Genomic DNA, 19,012 nt, shown 5'->3' with positions numbered 1-19,012 from the left:
CTGTCAGATCAGAACCGGCCAGAGCGAGACCCCGATCAGCACGGCAAACGCCGCAGCAAGATAGGGCAGCACCCTGACCGCGATGCGCCCGGCTGGCTCTCCGGAAAGGCTGGCGGCGGCGAAAAGGCCCGCGCCCACGGGGGGCGTCAGCAGGCCAAGCGAAAGATTCATGCAGATGACCAGCCCCATATGGATGGGGTCCAGCCCGAACTGGTCGGTGGCCAGCGGCAGGATCACCGGCACCGTCAGCAGCAGCGCGGGGATCGGATCCATGACCATGCCGATCCCCAGCAGCAGCAGGTTCAGCAGCAGCAGGAACAGCACCGGGCTGTCGCTGGCCCCCGCCAGCAGTGCCGCCACCTGTGCCGGGATCCCGGCATAGGCCAGAATCCAGGCCAGAAGCTGCGCCGAGGCCACCAGAAACAGCACCCCCGCCGCCCCCAGTGCCGCGCGGGTGAAGATGCCCGGCAGATCGGCAAGCCGCATGTCGCGGAACACCCACAGCCCCAGCGCCAGCGCCAGCAGGGCGGCAAGCCCGCCTGCCTCGGTCGGTGTGGCAAGACCGAAGGCGATGGAGCAGACCACAAAGACCGGGATCGCCAGCGCAGGCAGGGCCTGCCGCAAGGGCAGGTCTCGGTCGGCCGTGCCCACCGGCCAGTCCGCGCGCCGCGCCCGCCGCGCGATCAGGAGGAAAAACGCGAGCCCCATCAGCGCGCCGGGGATCAGCCCCGCGGTAAAGAGATCGCCAATCGGCACCTGCGCGATCACGCCATACAGGATGAACAGCATCGAAGGCGGGATGACCGGCGCCAGCATCGCCCCCGCCGCGGTGATCGCCACGGCATCGGCACGGGGATAGCCCGCGCGCACCATCTGCGGCACCGCCATGCGGATCATCACGGTCAGCTGCGCCACGGTCGATCCCAGAATGGCCGCCAGCATCACATTGGCCACAAGGCTGACATGCGCCAGCCCGCCGCGCACCGGCCCCACCAGCCCGGCGGCCAGCGCCACCAGCCGCCGCCCCGCGCCGCCCGCATTCATCGCCTCGCCCAGCAGGATGAACAGCGGCAGCGCCAGCAGCCCGTAGCTTTCCAGCCCGGTGACATATTGCTGCGCAAGGCTGTCGAACAGGATCACGTCGCCGCGCTGCCAGATCAGCAGGGCGGCGGTCAGCGCCAGCGCCACCGCGATCGGCAGGGCCAGCGTCAGCAGCCCGGCAAATCCGGCCAGCGCCATCATGACAGCACCCGCCATGCCGCCGCCGCCCGCGCCACGCCCGCCAGCGCATGGACCAGCCCGCCAAGGGTGAACAGCGGCAGCACCAGCCAGAGCCAGATCTTGCGCAGACCCAGCGTCTGCGTCGGCTCCAGATAGAGGAAGTTGAAACTGTCCTGCGCCAGCGCCTGTGCCGATCCGCTGCGGATCAGGCCGGGCAGGTCGAACCAGCGCCAGACCAGCCCCGCCAGCCCCGCAAAAAATCCCAGCAGGATCAGTGCGGTGACCAGATCCAGCGCGGCACGGGCGCGGGGCGGCAGATGCTCGGGCAGCAGGGTGATCGCCATATGGCCCGCGCGCCCGAACAGCGCCGCCGCCCCCAGAAACCCGGCCCAGACCATGGCGGCAATCGCCGCCTCGTCGGCCCAGACCAGCGGCGCGCCCGCGCTGCGCGCCACCGCCCCCGCCGCAGAGATGCCCAGCACCCCCGCCAGCATCAGCCCCGCCGCCGCCGCCTCGACCGAGGCCAGCGCGTCAGAGACCGCGGCAAGCGGGCCGGGGGGGCGGGGGGCGGTGCGGGGGGAGATCATGCCTGCCTCGTGTCTTTGCGCCCCTTCTAATCCTGTAGCCGACAGATTCAATCAGGAATTTTTGGCGCCCCCTTGCTCCGCCGGTCCTCGATTCGTTTTGGCCAAGACAGATTCAGGGGTGATGCGCAAGAGCGTCAGCCTGCCTCGGATGCGCGTCGACCGTAATTTCATAGGGTTGCGCCCAATTCTTAACACATTTGCCTGTGCCAAAATCAGAAGTGACGAAAATCACCTTCTGGAGTAAGCTGACACGGCATTCAGAGGGTGGGGTCACCCCTTGACGCGGAGAACCCCGACCGGGATTTGCCCCGGCCCGCTGAGCCGATTGTTACAAAGGCCCGCTGTTTTCAGGGCCATGGTGTTTTTAACGAGGGGGGCCAGAACATGGCGGGTAACCTATTGGAAGGACTGTCTGAATTAAAAGAAGCGCGGCGCGGGTTGCGAAAGCTCCTGTGGCTTGCGGCGGGGTTCAGCATCTTTGTGAACCTGCTGATGCTGACCGGCCCCCTGTTCATGCTGCAGACCTATGACCGCGTGCTGGCGGCCCGGTCAGAGCCGACGCTGGTGGCGCTCTTTAGCGTCATGGTTTTCATGTTTCTTATCATGGGCATTCTGGACTGGGCCCGGGCGCGGGTGCTGAACCGCATCGGCACCCGGTTTCAGGCCGGGCTTGACCGCCGCGTGTTCGACGCGCTGCTGAAAAAATCCGCCAGCGACCACAGCATCGACGAGACCACCGGGGCGGGCCAGCAGCTCAAGGATCTGGAGGCGATGCGGCGGTTCTATGGCTCGCCGGTCTTTGCCGCGCTGTTCGACGCACCTTGGGCGCCGGTGTTTCTGGTCGGGCTCGGGCTGTTCCACCCGATGATCGGGCTCTTCGCCACGGTGGGCGGCGGGCTGCTGATCCTGTCGGCGCTGCTGAACCAGATGCTGACGCGGGGGGCGGCGGTGAAATCGCAGGTCTCCGCCTATGTGGCGGACCGCTATTCCGACCAGCTGCAGAACGAGGCAGAGACGATCCGCAGTCTGGGCATGCAGAGCAATGCCTTTGAAAAATGGGCGAAATCGCGGGAACGTGCGCTGGATCTGAGCCTGCGCGCCAGCGACATGGGCGGCAATTTCGCCAGCCTCAGCCGGGTGTTCCGGATGTTCCTGCAATCGGCGATCCTTGGTCTGGGCGCGTGGCTGGTGCTGCGCGGAGAGATCACGCCCGGCCTGATGATCGCCTCGTCGATCCTGCTGGGCCGCGCGCTGGCGCCGGTGGAGACCATCGTCAACCAGTGGAGCACGGTGCAGCGCACCCGCCGCGCCTGGGACAATCTGGCGGCCCTGCTGTCGGAGATCCCCGAAGACCGCGTGGCGGTGACGCTGCCGCGTCCGCGCGCCCGGCTGGAGGTGATGGGCCTGACCGTGACGCCGCCGCAGGGCCATGCGCCCACGCTGCGGCAGGTCAGCTTTGCCGTGGCCCCCGGCGAGGCGGTGGGGGTGATCGGCCCCAGCGGGTCGGGCAAATCCACGCTCGCCTCGGCGCTGACCGGCGTCTGGCCGGCGGGGGCGGGCAAGATCCGGCTCGATGGCGCGCCGATCGAACAGTATCACCCGGAACGTCTGGCGGAATATGTGGGCTATCTGCCGCAGCGCGTGACGCTGTTCGACGGCACGGTGGCGGAAAACATCGCGCGTCTGGCCACCAGTTTCGACAGCACCCGCGTGATCGAGGCAGCACAGCGTGCCGCCGCGCATGAGATGATCCTGAAGCTGCCCAAGGGCTACAACACCCCGGTCCAGACCATCGGCACGCAGCTCTCGGGCGGGCAGATCCAGCGCATCGGCCTTGCCCGCGCGCTTTATGGCGATCCGGTGCTGCTGGTGCTGGACGAGCCCAATTCCAACCTCGACAACGAAGGCTCGGTGGCGCTGAACGGCGCGGTTCTGGCGATGAAGGCGGCGGGACATGCCGTCATCATCATGGCGCACCGCCCCGCCGCCATCAAGGAATGCGACAAGCTGCTGGTGCTGGAGGATGGCACCCGCAAGGCATGGGGCCCGCGTGAAGAGGTCATGTCGGACATGCTGTCCAATGTGCAGGTCATCCGCCGCAACGTGGCCAAGACCAGCGTCGGAGGGCTGGCATGATGGGCAAATCAGATCGCAACCCGCTGTTTTCCGTGACCCTGCCCGCGCTGGCGGGGGGGCTGGCGCTGGTGGCGCTGGTGGGGGGCTTTGGCGCATGGGCCGCCTCGGCGCGCATCGACGGGGCGGTGATCGCCCCCGGCCGCATCGTGGTGGACCGCAACCGGCAGGCGGTGCAGCATCTGGATGGCGGCATGGTCGCCGAGGTGCTGGTCAAGGAAGGCGACCGGATCGAGGCGGGCGCGCTGCTGGTGCGGCTTGACCCGACGCTGGCGCTGTCGGAACTGGCGATCACCGAAAGCCGCCTTTACGAGCTGATGGCGCGGCGCGGCCGGATGGAGGCAGAGCGCGACGATGCGGGCGCGGTGGTTTTTGACCCCGACCTGCTGGCGGCGGCAAGCGCGCCCGAGGTGGCGCGGCTGGTCGAGGGCCAGCGCGGCCTGTTCGAGGCGCGGCAGGACAGCCTGTCCAAGGCGGTGACGCAGCTGGAGAACCAGCAGCTGCAGCTGCAGAACCAGATCGGCGGCATCGACGCGCAGATGGTGGCGCTGGACCGGCAGCTGGATCTGGTGGGGCAGGAAGCGGCGGTGCAGCAGGGCCTGCTGGACCGGGGACTGGCGCAAAGCTCGCGCGTGCTGAACCTGCAGCGCGAAGAGGCGCGGCTGGCCGGTCTGCGCGGCGAACTGGTGGCGCGCCGCGCCGAGGCGATGGAGCGCATCGCCGAGATCGGCATCGAACTGCTGCAGCTGCAGACCCAGCGCCGCGAGGAGGCGATCACCACGCTGCGCGATCTGGAAATCTCGGAGATGGAAACCCGCGAGCGCCGCGCGGCGCTGAAGACCCAGCTGGACCGGATGCTGATCCGCGCGCCGGTGGCGGGGGTGGCCTATGATCTGCGGCTCTTCGGCGCGCAGTCGGTGGTGCGCCCCGCCGATCCGCTGCTCTACATCGTGCCGCAGGACCGGCCCTTGGTGATCGAGGCGCAGGTCGACCCCATCGATGTGACCCGCGTGCATCCGGGGCAGCAGGTGGTGGTGCGGGTGCAGGCCTTCGACATGCGCAACACGCCCGATCTGCTGGGGCAGGTCATGCTGGTTTCGCCCGACGCCTTCACCGACGCGACCACCGGGCGGCCCTATTACCGGGTGGAGGTGGAGCTGCCCAAGACCGAGCTTTCCAAGCTGACCGCGGATCAGGTGCTGATCCCGGGCATGCCGGTGGACAGTTTCATCCGCACCGGCGAACACACGCCGCTGGCCTATCTGACCGCGCCACTGACGCGCTATCTGGATCGCGCCATGCGCGACGACAGCTGACAGGAGCGGCCCATCATCCCCATATATCCCCCTCTGCCGGATTTCACCGAATAAACCCGGGCCCTGATCCGAATTGAATGGCGTTATTGCGCGGCCTGTCCGGCTGAATAAAGGACGGGGGGCGCAATAGCGCCATTTTATTTATGTCTGCATTGGATGTTTTTGCGCAATGACGTTTGCCCCCAAATGAGGGTATCCGGACTCGGGCGACTATGGCTGAATTGGGGCAGGTTCGGGAGAATTGAGACCCGCACCGTGGTGGCCCCGATGAGACCGGAAGAGACCGGACATCCGGGGGGATTTGATTAGCAATCCTTATTTGGGGGAAAGATCATGACCATGAAATCCGCAAACGAAGCCTGGGCCCTTGTCGGGGGCGCTCCCTGGCTGGGCGGCACTCCGAACACCGACAACGGTGATTTCAAGGACATTCCCGGCGTGAACCGGGGCAAGGGCCTTGGGGGTGATGACCACATCGCGGGCAATGCCAATGCCAACGCCATCTTTGGCAACAACGGCAACGACTTCCTGCGCGGCGACGCGGGGGATGACTACCTGTTCGGCGGCAATGGCAACGACATCCTGATGGGAGACGAGCTGAGCGGCGATCAGGGCGATGATGAACTGACCGGCGGCACGGGCGAAGACGTGCTGGCGGGCGGCGGCGGCAACGACAAGATGGACGGCGGGACAGATGATGACCTGCTGATCGGCGGGGCCGGCAACGACTGGGCCACTGGCGGCGACGGCAATGACGTCGTGCTGGGCGGCAGCGACGATGACAAGCTGCTTGGCGGCGAGGGCGATGACTGCATGGCCGGTCAGGACGGCGATGACATGCTGAACGGCCAGGGCGGCAACGACATGATGTCGGGCGGTCTGGGCGATGACACGCTTTATGGCAACAACGGCAACGACACCATGGCGGGCAACGCCGGTGACGATTACATCAACGCCGGCGACGGCGATGACCTTGCCTTCGGGGGCAGCGGCGCGGACACGATGCGCGGCTATGATGGCGATGACAGACTGCTGGGCGGGGCGGATGACGATGCCATCCTTGGCCAGCGCGGTCAGGACAGCCTCTGGGGCAACGAAGGCAACGACAATATCCAGGGCGGGGCGGATGACGACCACATCTGGGGCGGCACCGGCGACGACCTGATCGAAGGCAATGACAACGCCGACTGCATCGCGGGCGGCGACGGCAACGACACCGTCTATGGCGACAATGCCGATGGCAACCCCGCCGATGGCGAGGCCAGCGACTCGATCTCCGGCGGTTCGGGCAACGACACCATCTATGCCGGTGAAGATGATGACGTGGTGACCGGCGATACCGGGGACGACGCGATCTATGGCCAGACCGGCAATGACACGCTCGCGGGCAATGACGGACAGGATTTCATGTCCGGCGGCGACGGCGACGATCACATGCAGGGCAATGACGGCTTTGACACCATGTGCGGCGATGCCGGCAATGACGTCATGGACGGCGGCGCCCGGTCGGACAGCATGTATGGTGGCGTGGGCGATGACTGCATGGCCGGTGGCGACGGCAATGACCTTGTCAAGGGCGACGATGGCAACGACCGCATCGATGGCGGCACCGGCCATGACAAGCTGACGGGGGGCCGGGACGATGACTTTGTCTTCGGCGGCAAGGGCAACGACGTGGTCTGCGGCGACGCTGGTGAAACCCGCGGCGGCAACGACACCCTGCTTGGCGGCGTCGGCAACGACACGCTGAAAGGCGGCAAGGATGATGACTGCCTGATCGCGGACAGCGGACAGGACGTGCTGATCGGGGGCGCGGACGGGGATGACTTTGTCTTCGGCCACGAGATCGACGAGGATGGCGACGGCGAATGCGACCGCACCGACCTGACCATCGATTACAACGTCATCAAGGACTTCGACGCCGATCAGGAAGACCGCGTGGTGTTCCACACCGACTTCGAAGGCACGCTCTCTGCCTCGATCGTGGGCGATGACGTGCTCATCACCTCCAGCCTTGGCGGGTCGGTGCTGATCGAAGGTCTGGTGAGCGAGCTTGAGGGCATCGACCCCACCGATCCGTTCTTTGATGAATCGGTGCTGATTGAGTTCCTGACCAAGCAGGGCGAGGATGGCGACGGCAAAGGCATCATCAGCTTCGAGGACAAGTGCATCACGCCCTTCGTCTGCGAACCGGATCAGGCCGAGGTCTACTGCCCCGAACCCTATGTGCCGACGCCGGTCTGCATCACCCCGCTCAGCACCGACAAGGTGGGCGACACGACCATCAACGCCACCGAACTGCAGATCGCCGATCTGTTCGTGGAGGAAGATGCCAACGTGTCGATCCAGAACGGGTCTCTGTATATCGACCTGACCGCCGAGTGAGCGCCGGTCCATCGGTCCAAGAACAGGAGCGCCCCGCAAGGGGCGCTCTGCCGGAGAAGAACCGGACCACGGACAAGACCCCATCCTCGGTCCGTTCTCCGGGGCACCGTTCCAGACATGGGGCGGTGCTTCGGCGCCCCGGTTCCCGGCCTGCACTGCGTGACGCCCCGCCCGCCGCTGATCCGGCAGGCGGGGCGCATGATGTTCGGGGTCAGTGGCTGCGCCGGGCCTCGGCGCTGGCGATGCTGGTGCCCACGGGCAGGATCGCGGTGTAATACATGGAAATCAGCTCGCTCTGCCGGTGCGCGCCGGTCTTGGCAAAGATCTGTTTCATGTAGCTGCGCACTGTCGACAGCGAAAACCGAGTGTTTTCAGCAGCTTCGTTAAGCGTCTTGCCGTCCAGCACCTCCTGCGCCACCAGCTTTTCCGACTGGGTCAGTCCGTGCGTGGCGAAAAAATGCTCGCGCAGCGCGGCGTGATCGGTGCGCGGCGCCTCGAACAGCACCATGGCCTGCGGCGGGGTGCTGGCCAGCAGTGGCGCCACCACCGCCATGCGCATCAGCCCCGACCGCGCCGGCACCGACACGATGGAGGCGGAGGGCGCGGGGCCGGTGGCCACGGCCAGCGCGCGCTGCAGCTGCGCGCGGCAGGCATCGTCGCGCAGGCTCAGCCGCCCGTTCACCATCAGCCAGTCGGGCTCATCGGCGCCCACAGGACCGGGGCTGCGCCCGTCATAGCGGATCTCGCCGGTGGCGGTGACCAGAAACACCTCGATGGACAGCACGCGCAGCGTCGCCTCCACCAGACCTTCGGGCCAGATCAGCCGGGAATACACGTCCTCGGTCAGCTGCTGATGGGCATAGGCCAGCCCCATGCGCAAAAGCGCCGCAAGCCCGGGCTGTGTCAGCGGCAGCGGCGCGGTGCAGACCAGCACCGGCACCAGCCGCGCCACCGGCTTGCCCATCCCCACCGCCAGCGGTCCGGCGGCCAGCCAGATCTCGGGCGCGTCCTGTGGCGGGCCATTGGCGGTCAGCGCGGTCTGCACGGCAAGCCGCGCCTCTGCGGCGCGGATCATCTCGGCGGGGGTGGGGCCCCCGTCCGTGCCTGCCGCCCAGCTTTCGCTGATCCGGCGTGTGGCGCTGTCGTAAAACCCCATAAGCAGCGCGGGCAGTTCCGCGCAGAGGCACAGATGCTGAATGAACTCCTGGCGGCGAAAGCCGGAGTCTTCGGAGCCGGTCGGTGACATGAAATTGCCCCTTCTCCCGTCTTTACAAGATAAACCACAACGGGGTCGCCATTTACACACATATGGACGACCCCGAACGACCCTCGGAAATCAAGAAGCCTTATCGGCGAACAGGGGGCCAGACAACGCGACCCGCCCCCGTCATTTTGTGTGAAAGCCCGGTCTGCACCGTGAAAATTGGGCCGTCACCGGAATCGGAAAAACTTGGTTCTAATTACTGTCGAGATTATCCAGACTCCGGCCCAACGTCAACAAATTCCCGGGAATTGCGCAAATTGCAACGCTGCGGCGAATAGCGAAAAACCGGCTCTGCTTTGCGGCAAAAGGCGCGGGATCACCGGGCGGGATCGGGGCCCGCAGCGCGGCGGCTGCGGGCCCGCGCAGCGGTCAGTAGGCGGCCTGATACAGCGCCAGCGCGTCGGCCTCTGTCACCTCCACGGGGTTGTTCATCAGCAGCCGTGTCTGCAGCATCGCGTCCTTGGCCAGAACCGGCAGGTGATCCTGTGCCACCTTGCAGTCGCGCAGACGGCGCGGCGCGCCGGAGCGGGTCATCAGATCGTCCATGAACTCCACAAAGGCTTCGGCCCGCGCCGCGACATCGCCCCCCGACGTGCCCAGCACCACATCGGCCAGTTCGGCATAGTGCACTGCCGCCGCCGTCATGTTGTGGCGCAGCACCGGCCCCAGCATCAGCGCGTTGGTCAGGCCATGGGGCAGGTGGTAATGCCCGCCCAGCGGATAGGCCAGCGCATGCACCGCCGCCACCGGGCTGTTGGAAAAGGCCTGCCCGGCCAGCGTCGCCCCCAGCAGCATCGCCTCGCGCGCGGCGCGGTCGGTGCCGGTGTCGCAGGCGCGCAGCAGGTTTGCCGCCATCAGCCGCAGCGCCTCCTTGGCGAAGAGATCCGACAGCGGGTTCTTGCGGTGCCGTCCGGTAAAGGCCTCGATGGCGTGCACCATGGCGTCGATGCCGGTGGCGGCGGTCTGCAGCGGCGGCAGGCCCACGGTCAGCTCCGCATCCAGAATGACCCGGTCGGCGTAAAGCTGCGGCGCGACGATGCCCATTTTCGTGGTCTCGCCGGTGGTCAGGATGGTGATGTTGGTCACCTCGGATCCCGTCCCGGCGGTGGTGGGCACCTGCACCAGCGGCGTGCGGCTGCCGCGCACCTTGCCGATGCCATACAGATCCGCCAGCGGCTGGTCAGAGCGGATCATCACCGCCACCAGCTTGGCAATGTCCATCGACGATCCGCCGCCAAGCCCCAGCACGATATCGACCGAAGCCGCGCGCGCCATGTCCGCACAGGCCAGCACGATGGCTTCGGGCGGATCGGCCACCACATCGTCGAACACCGTCACCGCAAACCCCGCCTCCTGCAGCGAGGCTTTGGCCGGGTCCAGCAGCCCGTTGCGATGCAGGAAGGCGTCGGTGACGATCAGGATCCGCCGTTCGGCAAAGCTTTCCGCCAGCAGCGGGCCAAGCCGCCGGGCGCCGCCCCAGTCCACCAGCAGGGATCCGGGCGTGTCGAAGCTGTAGCTGGGGCGGGCATCGGTCATGATCTTCTCCTTGGGTCATGGCATGGGGTCAAAGCGCCGGGAAAGGCGCTTGCATTTGTATTCACGGCGCCGGGGCACGTGGCGGCGGTCCTGGTCCCGGGGCGGCCTGTGACGCCGCGCCGCCATCCCCGCGCCCGGTCCGGCAAAACTGCGCGGAGTTTCCGGGATAATGCCCGGCTTGGCAAGGCTTGTCGGGCGTGGGGCAGGGGGCAGATGCCCATGCCTTGGGCAGAGGGCACAGGAAAACGCCGCTCCGCCTCGCGGTCTCTTGCCTTTGCAAGCGTATTCATAAACTGTGCGGAAAACCGGCCGCATCCGGGCCAGCCCGGCCCGGCGCATCCCGCAGCGGCCAGCGTTCGGAAAGGGCAGGGGACAGGCATGGGCCATTGGGCAGACCTCGCAGGACAGAAGATCGCGGTCGTCGGCGGCTGCGGCGGCATCGGCAGGGCGGTGGTGACAGCGCTGCTCGATTCAGGCGCGCAGGTGGCGGTGCTGGATCTGCCGCAGTCGCTGACGCGCCACCCCCCGCCCGCCCCGGTGCGCGGCCATCCGGTTGATGCCGCAAGCTCTGCCAGCGTCGAGGCGGCCTTTGCCGCGCTGGCGCAGGACTGGCCCGCGCTTGACGGCATGGTGAACCTTGTCGGCTTCACCCGGGATCCCGCGCCGCTGGCCGAAACCCCCGATGACCTCTGGTCCGAGATGATCGATGGCAACCTGCAGGCCGCCTTCTTTCTGGCCCGGGCGGCGCTGCCGCTGCTGCGGCGCAGCAACGCGGCCTCGCTGGTCAACATCTCCTCCGGACTCGCGGTCAAATCCACGCCCGGTTACGGCCCCTATGCCGCGTCCAAGGCCGGGATCCTCGCGCTGACCCGGGTTCTGGCGCAGGAGAACGCGCCGCAGGTCCGGGTCAATGCCGTGGCGCCCTCTGCCGTGGACACCGCCTTCCTGCGCGGCGGCACCGGGCGCGGCGGCGAGGACCGCGCCGACAGCCATCTGGATGTCGGGGCCTATGTCCGCAGCATCCCGCTGGCCCGGCTTGCCACACCGCAGGATGTGGTGGGTCCGGTGCTTTTCCTTCTTTCCCCCGCCGCCGGCTACGTCACGGGTCAGACCCTGCACGTCAATGGCGGCACCTTCATGGCCTGAGAAATGATGAACACGCATACCCTTCCCCAAAGCGTCGGCAGCCTGATCGCCGGCAAGGACGTCACCGGCAGCGGCCACCGCATCCCGGTCTATTACCCCGCCACCGGCGCGCAGATCAGCACCCTGCACGAGGCGGATGCCGCCGAGGTCGATCTGGCCGTGGCCGCCGCGCGCCGCAGCTTCGACACCACCGACTGGCCGCGCTGGTCGGTGGAGCGGCGGCAGGCGCTGCTGCTCGCCATCAGCGAAACGCTGCTGGCCCATGCCGATGAACTGGCGCTGCTGGAATGCTACAATCTGGGCATCTCGCTGCGCGAACTGCGCCAGATCCAGATGACCCGCGCCGCCTACAACTTCCGCTTCTTCGCGGAATATCTGGGCCAGCGCAGCGGCGAGGTTTACGATCAGGTGACCGGCTACCGGTCGGTCGTGGTGCGCGAGGCGGTGGGGGTCGCGGCGCTGATCGCGCCATGGAACGCCCCCACCGCCCTTGCCTCGATGAAGGTGGCGGCGGCGCTGGCCTTCGGCAATACCTGCGTGCTGAAACCGTCAGAGCAGACACCGCTGGCGCTGCGCCGCTTCGTGGAACTGCTGCACGAGGCGGGCCTGCCCGAAGGCGTGGTCAATCTGGTGAACGGGCGCGGTTCGGTGACGGGCGAGGCGCTGGTGGCGCACAGGGGCGTGGATCTGGTCAGCTTCACCGGCGGCACCGAAACCGGGCGGCGGATCATGACCGGGGCGGCGCAGCGGCTGAAACCCTGTTCGCTGGAACTGGGCGGCAAAAGCGCCAATGTCATCTTTGCCTCCGCCGATCTGGACCGGGCGCTGGATGCGGCGCTGCTGGCGATCTTTTCCGGCAATGGCCAGCAATGCCTTGCCGGGTCGCGCATCCTGCTGGAGAAATCCATCAGCGAGGCCTTCCTTGCCCGCTTTGTCGACCGCGCCCGGCAGCTGCGCATCGGGGATCCGATGCTCGACAGCACCGAAATGGGTCCGCTGGGATCGGCGGCGCATCGCGACCGGGTGCTGTCCTATGTCAAGGTCGCGCAGGAGGATGGCGCGACCCTGCTGACCGGCGGTGGCGTGCCGCAGATGGCGGGTGATCTGGCGGGCGGCTATTTCATCGAGCCGACGGCGGTGCTTGCCCCCTCCAACGCGGCGCGGGTCTGTCAGGAAGAGATCTTTGGCCCCTTCGCCACCTTCCTGACCTTCGAAGGCTACGATCAGGCGATGCAGATGGCCAATGACACCGAATTCGGGCTGGTGTCCTATGTCTGGTCCGATCACCTGCCCACGGTGGAGGCGGCGTCGCGCGACCTGCGCTCTGGCGTGGTCTGGGTCAACACGCCGATGACCCGCGACCTGCGCGCGCCCTTTGGCGGCTACAAGAATTCCGGCGTGGGCCGCGAGGGCGGCGCCGCCTGCGAGGCGTTTTATACCGAGGTCAAGACCGTCACGATCCCCGACCGCCCCGTGACCCTGCGCCAGATCGGCCTGCCGGGCTGAGAGACGGGCCGCCCCCCTCCGGCGGGGCGGCCTCCTTGCCGGGTCAGGGCCAGACGGGTCAGGGCCAGACGGGCGCGCCGTCCAGCCCGGCGGTTTCGGGCAGGCCGCAGATCAGGTTGGCATTCTGCACCGCATGGCCTGCGGCCCCCTTGCCCAGATTGTCGACCACGCCCATGGCGATGACCAGATCGCGCTCCGGATCGGCGGCATAGCTGACAAAGGCAAGGTTCGACCCGCTGGCCCATTTGGTCTGCGGCGGGCGGTCGGTCACCCGGACGAAGGGACGGTCGGCATAAAACTCCCGCGCGGCGGTCAGGCACTGGTCGGTGCTGGCCTGTCCCCGGCAGTAGATGGTGACCAGCACGCCGCGCGTCATCGGCACCAGATGCGGCGTGAACACCAGCCCTGCGGCGCTGCCGCCGCTCAGCGCTTCGATGGTGTGGGCCATCTCGGGCATGTGTACATGGCGCAGCAGGCCATAGGGCTGCAGGTTTTCATTGGTTTCGGCATAGCCGAAGCGGGTGTCGGCGCCGCCCCGTCCCGCGCCGGAAATGCCGGTCTTGGCGTCGATCACGATGCGGTCCGGGGCGATCAGCCCGCCGGACAGCAGCGGCGCCAGCGCGGTCAGCGTGGCGGCGGGAAAGCAGCCGGGATTGGCGATGCGGCTCTGTCCGCTGATCCGGTCGGGCCAGACATCGGCGAGCCCGTAGGTCCAGCCCTCGACATGGCGGTGATCGCCGCCAAGATCGACGATCTTCACCTGCGGCGGCACCCGCGCCAGCGCCTCTGCCGAGGTGCCGGTGGGCAGCGAGGCGAAGAGCAGGTCAAGCTCTGGCAGGGTGTCGGGATCCCATTTTTCGATGACCAGACCGGCAAGCCTGGCAGGCACCCCCGGATAGCGGTCCACCAGCCGGCTGCCCGCGCTGCCCTCGCCCGCAGCATAGACCAGATCAAAGGCGGGATGGGCCGCGATCAGGCGCAGCGCCTCGCCGCCGCCAAACCCGCTGATGCCCACGATCCCTGCACGAATGCCCATCTGTCCTGCTCCTGCCTGCCTCCGGCGCCGTGCCGGTCCGGCAGACCGGGTCGCGCAGATGGGGGGGCCTGTCAAGCCGCCGATGCAGAAAGGCCGCCCCGGGTGGGGCGGCCTTTGGGTCCGGCCGGGGGAGGGGTCAGGCCGGAACCTGCCTGTGCCGCCGCACCGCCATCAGGTGATGCAGCATCAGCCCCGCGCCAAGGGCAGAGACGCCCAGTTCCAGCCCGTAGCCGCCCATCTGCGACAGCGGGGTGATGGTCAGCAGCCCGACGATGATCCAGACCGGGCGCAGCAGACCTTCGACCGGCACGAAGCCGTGGCGCAGCCAGCCGCCGCAGACCAGCGCCAGCGCCAGCACCGAGGAGACCGCGACATACAGGATCTCGGGCCAGCTGCCCTCCATCAGCAGCGCGGGCTTGTAGATGAACAGGAAGGGCAGCAGATAGGCGACCCAGCCGACGCGGAAGGATTCCACCGCCGTCTGGATCTGCCCCGCCCCGGCGATGGTCGCCGCCGCAAAAGAGGCCAGCGCGATCGGCGGCGTGATCATGGACAGCATGCCGAAATAGAAGACGAACATATGCGCCGGGATCGGGGCGATGCCAAGCTGCACCAGCGCCGGGGCCGCCAGCGAGGCCAGCAGCAGGTAGACGGCGGTGGTGGGCAGGCCCAGCCCCAGCAGGATCGCCACCAGCGCCGTGACCACCAGCATCCCGAACAGCGAGGCGCCGCCGATGTCGAGCAGCATCATCGACAGCGAGAAGCCAAGCCCGGTGGCCGACAGGATCCCCACGATCATGCCCGCCGCCGCCGTGACCAGCAGCACCTCTGCCGTGGCCATGCCGGTGGTGGCAAGCGCGTCCCATGCCGCGCGCGGCGACAGCGATCCGGGCATGCCGGGCCGCAGCACATGGGCCAGCAGCGCCACGCCCAGCAGGACGAAGATCGTCCAGGTCGCTGCGACCTGCGCCTGCAGGTTCAGCATGAAGATCCCCGACAGCAGCACGACAAAGCCAAGGATCGGCGTCCAGCCATTGGCCAGCACCCGCAGCATCGCGACCCGCCGTTCCCCCGCCAGCGTGCCCACGCCGTCGCGCCGCGACAGGAAGTCGATCTGGATGAAGATGGACAGGTAATAGATGAACGCAGGCAGCAGGGCCGCCACGAGGATGTCGCGATAGGGCACCTGAATGATCTCGGCCATCAGGAAGGCCGCCGCCCCCATGATCGGCGGCATGAGCTGCCCGCCGGTGGAGGCCACCGCCTCGATGGCGCCCGCCTGCCGGGCGCTGAACCCGGTGCGCATCATCATCTGGATGGTGATGACCCCGGTGGACATGACATTGGACACAGCACTGCCCGAGACCGAGCCGAACAGCCCCGAGGCGGTCACCGCGATCTTGGCAGAGCCGCCCGGCCCCTTGCCCGCCACCCGCATCGACAGCTGGGTGAAGAAATCGCCTCCTCCCACCGCGATCAGGAAGCCGCCGAACAGCACGAAGACCGCCACCACATAGGCGCCCACCTGCAGCGAGGCGCCCCATGTCGCGGAACTGTCGGTGCCCAGATAGCGGAACACCTGCGCCAGCGGGATGGCCCGGCCCGACAGCGGGCCGGGGATCAGGTCGCCCCAGAGCGCATAGGCGAAGAAGGCCGCGAAGATGGCGACCAGCGTCCAGCCCACCACCCGGCGCAGCACGTCCATGACCAGCAGCACCACGCAGACGCCAAGGATCAGCGCCTCGGTCGGGTGGAAGGCGGCCATTTCCGACAGCACCTGAAAGCGGGCATAGACCCAGCCGCCCATCAGCAGCGAGGCCAGCGCCCCCGCCATGTCCAGCCAGACGGGCAGGCCCGCCGTGCCCCGCGTGCGCAGGTAGATCGCCGCCATGGAGATGGCGAGCATCACCGCCGCGATCTGTTCGGGAAAGACCAGCATCCCGGCGCGCATCGGCAGGCGCAGCACCCAGATCAGCGCCAGCACCGGCACCGCGGCGCCCAGTATCTGGGCGATCCGCGGGATCAGGGGGGTGTCAGTGAACAGCGTCATCACTCATCCCGGTGTCTAAAGGAAAGAAGGACAGGCAGGGGCGGGTCGCGGTCATTCCGCGACCGGGATCCCGTGTTCCTGATAGAAGGCGAGCGCGCCGGGGTGATAGGTCATGCCGCCTGCGCGGGCCATGCCTTCGGGCACGAAGCTTTCCCACATCGGGCTGGTGGCCAGCAGATCCTCGCGCCCGTCATGCAGCGCGCGCACCATCGAGGTCACCACCGCATCCGGCACGTCGGCATTGGCGAAAAGCAGGTATTCATAGCCAAAGACCTTGGTATCCTCGGTCACCGCCGCCTCGCCGGATCCGGACACGTCGAAGATGCGGGTGCCGGGCAGGATCTCGTCCATCACCGCCTCATCCTCTTCGGACAGGGGCAGATAGCGCACTTTGCCGACGCTGGCCTGCATGTCCATCACGAAGGCCGAGCCGATGGTGGCGATGGAGGTGTCGAGGATGCCGTCGCGAAACCCGTCATACATGGACAGGAAATTGGCAGTCGGCACCGCGCGCACGTCGTCATAGGTCAGATCCGCCGTGGCCATCACCGCCCGCATCACATAGTCGCCCAGCGAATTGTCAGGGAAGCGCGGCACGTTGCGGCCCGCCAGATCCTCCAGCGTCGCGATGCCCGAGTCGTCCATGACCAGCATCCCGGAGGTGAAATCCATCAGCGAGGCGACCAGCCGCAGGTTGTCGGCGGGCTGGCCTTCGGAGAGGCCGGTGCCGGTCATGGCGAAATAGGTCTGCGGGTAGTTGGCGATGCCGAACTCCAGCTGCCCCTGATCCACCAGCGGGATATATTGCGCGGTGTTGGCGGTTTCCTGCGGGATGACGCGGATCTCGCCCGCGCTGGAGGCGACGCTGGCGATCGCGATCCCGATCTGCCCGGTGGCCGCCCCGCTGAGCGTGCCAAGCGCCACGTTCTGGGCATGGGCCAGCGGCACGGTGCCAAGGCACAGGGCGGCGGCCGCGGCAAAATTCTTCAGTATCGACATGGGAACCTCTCCGTTGGGGGGATGGAAAGTCCGCGGTGTTTTTTGATCCACCTTGTATACGAACTTTGGACACATGCCTGCACGGGCTCCGCGCTGAGTCAAGGGCTGTCCGGCATTAAACGTGAATAAATGATGCATCTCTGGTCATCTTCGCAGCGCATATGCCCATATTTTGGAATTATCGGGTGCCAAGATGCCCGATTTCGGCAATAAAATTATCTGATCGCCTGTTGATCCGGTTCGGGGGCTTGACGCATACCCGAATCTTTGTGCACAAACTCCGGAAATGGCACCGAACAGGCCGCGCTGTTTGTGCACAAGGAAAGGGTCTCCCATGTCACAAGCCGAACAGATCGAGGATGGGGCGCTGCGCCCGGCGGTGCGGGCCTATCTGGTCATCCGCGACGCGATCCTGTCGGGGGAACTCGCCTCCGGCACGCATCTGCGCGAAGAGACGCTGGCCAGCATGACCGGCACCAGCCGCACGCCGGTGCGCGACGCGCTTGGCCGTCTGGTGGCCGAGGGGCTGGCGGTGGAGGAAAACCGCAGCCGCTATGTGGCGGATTTTTCGCCCTCCGAAATCATGGTGATGTTCGACCTGCGCGCCCGCCTTGAAGGTTATGCGGCGCGGCTTGCCGCCAGCCGGATCACCGCCCCCGAACTGGACGAGCTGGCCCGGCTGATCGCGGAGATCGACGCGCTGGACATGGCGGGCGGGCGCGACGCGACAGACGAATTTCTGGTGCTGAACGACGCCTTTCACAACTGCATCCTGCAGGCGACCCGGTCCACGCAGCTGCGCATGATGATCCGTCCGGTGATGTCGGCGCCGGTGGCGCTGCTCAAGCGGCATATCATGGCGCAGTCCATCGGCATCCGCGCCTCCAACGACCAGCACCGCGAGATTCACCGCGCCCTTGCCAGCGGCAATCCCGACTGGGCGGAGGCGGCGGTCAAGGCGCATGTGATTTCCACCAAACCGTTCCGGAAGGCCCCTGCCGATGACTGACCTTTCCGCAAAGACCATCCTCGTCACCGGCGGCGGGCGCGGGCTGGGCCGGGCCATGGCGCGGGCTCTGGCCGCCTGCGGCGCGCGGCTGGTGCTGACCGGCGCCACCGCCTCTGACGCGCTGGCGCAGACCGTCCGCGACTGCACGGAGGCGGGCGCGGCGCAGGTGCGGACCTGTCTGTTCGACGTGTCGGATGCGGCGGCCTGCCAGCGCGCGGCCGAGGATCTGGGCCCTGTCGACGTGCTGGTGAACAATGCCGGGCGCGGCATGCGGCTGATTTCCGAGACGTTCAACACCGTGCCGACGCGGTTCTGGGAAAGCGATCCCGCCGCATGGGCGCAGGTGATCGACACCAATGTGAACGGGCCCTTCTACATGGCGCGGGCGCTGGTGCCGGGCATGGTGGCGCGCGGGCAGGGCAAGGTCATCAACATCTCGACCTCGGACCAGACCATGGTGCGGCGCGGCTATGCGCCCTACGGCCCGTCGAAAGCGGCGCTGGAGGCGGCAAGCCGGGTCTGGGCGCAGGATCTGGCGGGGACCGGCGTCACCGTCAATGTCTTCCTGCCCGGGGGTGCCGCCGACACCGATCTGCTGCCGCCCGCCCCCGACAAGAAAGGCGCGGATGGCAAGCTGCTGTCGCCGCAGGTGATGGCGCGCGGCATCGTCTGGCTGTGCTCGCCCGCCTCGGATGCGGTGACCGGCGGGCGGTTCATCGCGGCGCACTGGGGCGCGGGCCCCGGCCCCGATGCGGCGGCGGTCAGCCCGCCCGTCGACAAGCCGCGGATCATGTGAGCGGCACAGACATGCGGATGACAGGGAG

At 67.4% G+C, this 19,012-nt stretch carries 14 protein-coding genes; 7 read left to right on the top strand and 7 right to left on the bottom strand.

Features of this window, described 5'->3' with window-relative positions; all coding sequences use genetic code 11:
* Nucleotides 1–3 precede the first annotated feature (3 nt).
* Together BLR51_RS14995 and BLR51_RS14990 are read right to left on the bottom strand one after the other, a co-directional pair.
* Nucleotides 4–1,257 (bottom strand): TRAP transporter large permease, encoded by a 1,254-nt coding sequence (locus BLR51_RS14995; protein ID WP_242656740.1) that lies wholly within the window; start codon nucleotides 1,255–1,257, stop codon nucleotides 4–6.
* Nucleotides 1,239–1,808 (bottom strand): TRAP transporter small permease, encoded by a 570-nt coding sequence (locus tag BLR51_RS14990; RefSeq protein ID WP_089848387.1) that lies wholly within the window; start codon nucleotides 1,806–1,808, stop codon nucleotides 1,239–1,241. The genes BLR51_RS14995 and BLR51_RS14990 overlap by 19 nt, the downstream gene beginning before the upstream one ends.
* 438 nt (nucleotides 1,809–2,246) lie before the next feature.
* Between BLR51_RS14990 and BLR51_RS14985 the strand changes: the two genes are divergently transcribed.
* The 3 genes from BLR51_RS14985 (at nucleotide 2,247) to BLR51_RS14975 (ending at nucleotide 7,642) form a co-directional block, all read left to right on the top strand.
* Entirely contained in the window at nucleotides 2,247–3,944 is a 1,698-nt protein-coding gene (locus BLR51_RS14985) for a type I secretion system permease/ATPase (protein WP_311135842.1), read from the top strand.
* Nucleotides 3,941–5,257, top strand: coding sequence for an HlyD family type I secretion periplasmic adaptor subunit (locus BLR51_RS14980; protein ID WP_089848383.1), 1,317 nt, complete (start codon nucleotides 3,941–3,943; stop codon nucleotides 5,255–5,257). Before BLR51_RS14985 ends, BLR51_RS14980 begins: the two co-directional genes overlap by 4 nt.
* Before the next feature lie 333 nt (nucleotides 5,258–5,590).
* Nucleotides 5,591–7,642 carry a calcium-binding protein gene (locus tag BLR51_RS14975; protein ID WP_089848382.1) on the top strand — a complete coding sequence of 684 codons (2,052 nt, stop codon included), beginning with the start codon at nucleotides 5,591–5,593 and terminating at the stop codon, nucleotides 7,640–7,642.
* 211 nt (nucleotides 7,643–7,853) lie between these two features.
* Here the strand turns inward: BLR51_RS14975 and BLR51_RS14970 are convergent, their stop codons facing one another.
* Nucleotides 7,854–8,888, bottom strand: coding sequence for a helix-turn-helix transcriptional regulator (locus tag BLR51_RS14970; protein WP_089848380.1), 1,035 nt, complete (start codon nucleotides 8,886–8,888; stop codon nucleotides 7,854–7,856).
* A gap of 387 nt (nucleotides 8,889–9,275) precedes the next feature.
* Nucleotides 9,276–10,442 (bottom strand): iron-containing alcohol dehydrogenase, encoded by a 1,167-nt coding sequence (locus tag BLR51_RS14965; RefSeq protein WP_089848378.1) that lies wholly within the window; start codon nucleotides 10,440–10,442, stop codon nucleotides 9,276–9,278.
* Nucleotides 10,443–10,820: 378 nt separating this feature from the next.
* Between BLR51_RS14965 and BLR51_RS14960 the strand changes: the two genes are divergently transcribed.
* Together BLR51_RS14960 and BLR51_RS14955 are read left to right on the top strand one after the other, a co-directional pair.
* On the top strand, nucleotides 10,821–11,588 hold the full coding sequence (locus BLR51_RS14960) for an SDR family NAD(P)-dependent oxidoreductase (protein ID WP_165616832.1): 768 nt from the start codon (nucleotides 10,821–10,823) through the stop codon (nucleotides 11,586–11,588).
* A gap of 6 nt (nucleotides 11,589–11,594) precedes the next feature.
* Nucleotides 11,595–13,094 (top strand): aldehyde dehydrogenase, encoded by a 1,500-nt coding sequence (locus BLR51_RS14955; protein ID WP_242656739.1) that lies wholly within the window; start codon nucleotides 11,595–11,597, stop codon nucleotides 13,092–13,094.
* A 58-nt stretch (nucleotides 13,095–13,152) separates the two neighbouring features.
* Here BLR51_RS14955 and argC read toward each other — a convergent pair whose 3' ends face one another.
* The 3 genes from argC to BLR51_RS14940 all read right to left on the bottom strand — a co-directional run bounded on the left by argC (nucleotide 13,153) and on the right by BLR51_RS14940 (nucleotide 17,179).
* Nucleotides 13,153–14,130, bottom strand: a complete 978-nt coding sequence (gene argC / locus BLR51_RS14950) for an N-acetyl-gamma-glutamyl-phosphate reductase (protein ID WP_089848372.1) — start codon at nucleotides 14,128–14,130, stop codon at nucleotides 13,153–13,155.
* Nucleotides 14,131–14,266: 136 nt separating this feature from the next.
* Entirely contained in the window at nucleotides 14,267–16,180 is a 1,914-nt protein-coding gene (locus BLR51_RS14945) for a TRAP transporter permease (RefSeq protein ID WP_089848370.1), read from the bottom strand.
* 51 nt (nucleotides 16,181–16,231) lie between these two features.
* Entirely contained in the window at nucleotides 16,232–17,179 is a 948-nt protein-coding gene (locus BLR51_RS14940; protein ID WP_165616831.1) for a TAXI family TRAP transporter solute-binding subunit, read from the bottom strand.
* 334 nt (nucleotides 17,180–17,513) lie between these two features.
* On the opposite strand from BLR51_RS14940, the gene BLR51_RS14935 reads away from it, so the two are divergent.
* Together BLR51_RS14935 and BLR51_RS14930 are read left to right on the top strand one after the other, a co-directional pair.
* Nucleotides 17,514–18,188 carry a GntR family transcriptional regulator gene (locus BLR51_RS14935; protein WP_165616830.1) on the top strand — a complete coding sequence of 225 codons (675 nt, stop codon included), beginning with the start codon at nucleotides 17,514–17,516 and terminating at the stop codon, nucleotides 18,186–18,188.
* Nucleotides 18,181–18,984 carry an SDR family NAD(P)-dependent oxidoreductase gene (locus BLR51_RS14930; protein WP_089848364.1) on the top strand — a complete coding sequence of 268 codons (804 nt, stop codon included), beginning with the start codon at nucleotides 18,181–18,183 and terminating at the stop codon, nucleotides 18,982–18,984. The genes BLR51_RS14935 and BLR51_RS14930 overlap by 8 nt, the downstream gene beginning before the upstream one ends.
* Nucleotides 18,985–19,012: the final 28 nt, after the last annotated feature.

This window comes from Salipiger marinus (genome assembly GCF_900100085.1).
Classification (GTDB): domain Bacteria; phylum Pseudomonadota; class Alphaproteobacteria; order Rhodobacterales; family Rhodobacteraceae; genus Salipiger; species Salipiger marinus.
The sequence above is the reverse complement of the archived record's forward strand: the minus strand, read 5'-3'. Positions and strand labels throughout refer to the sequence as shown.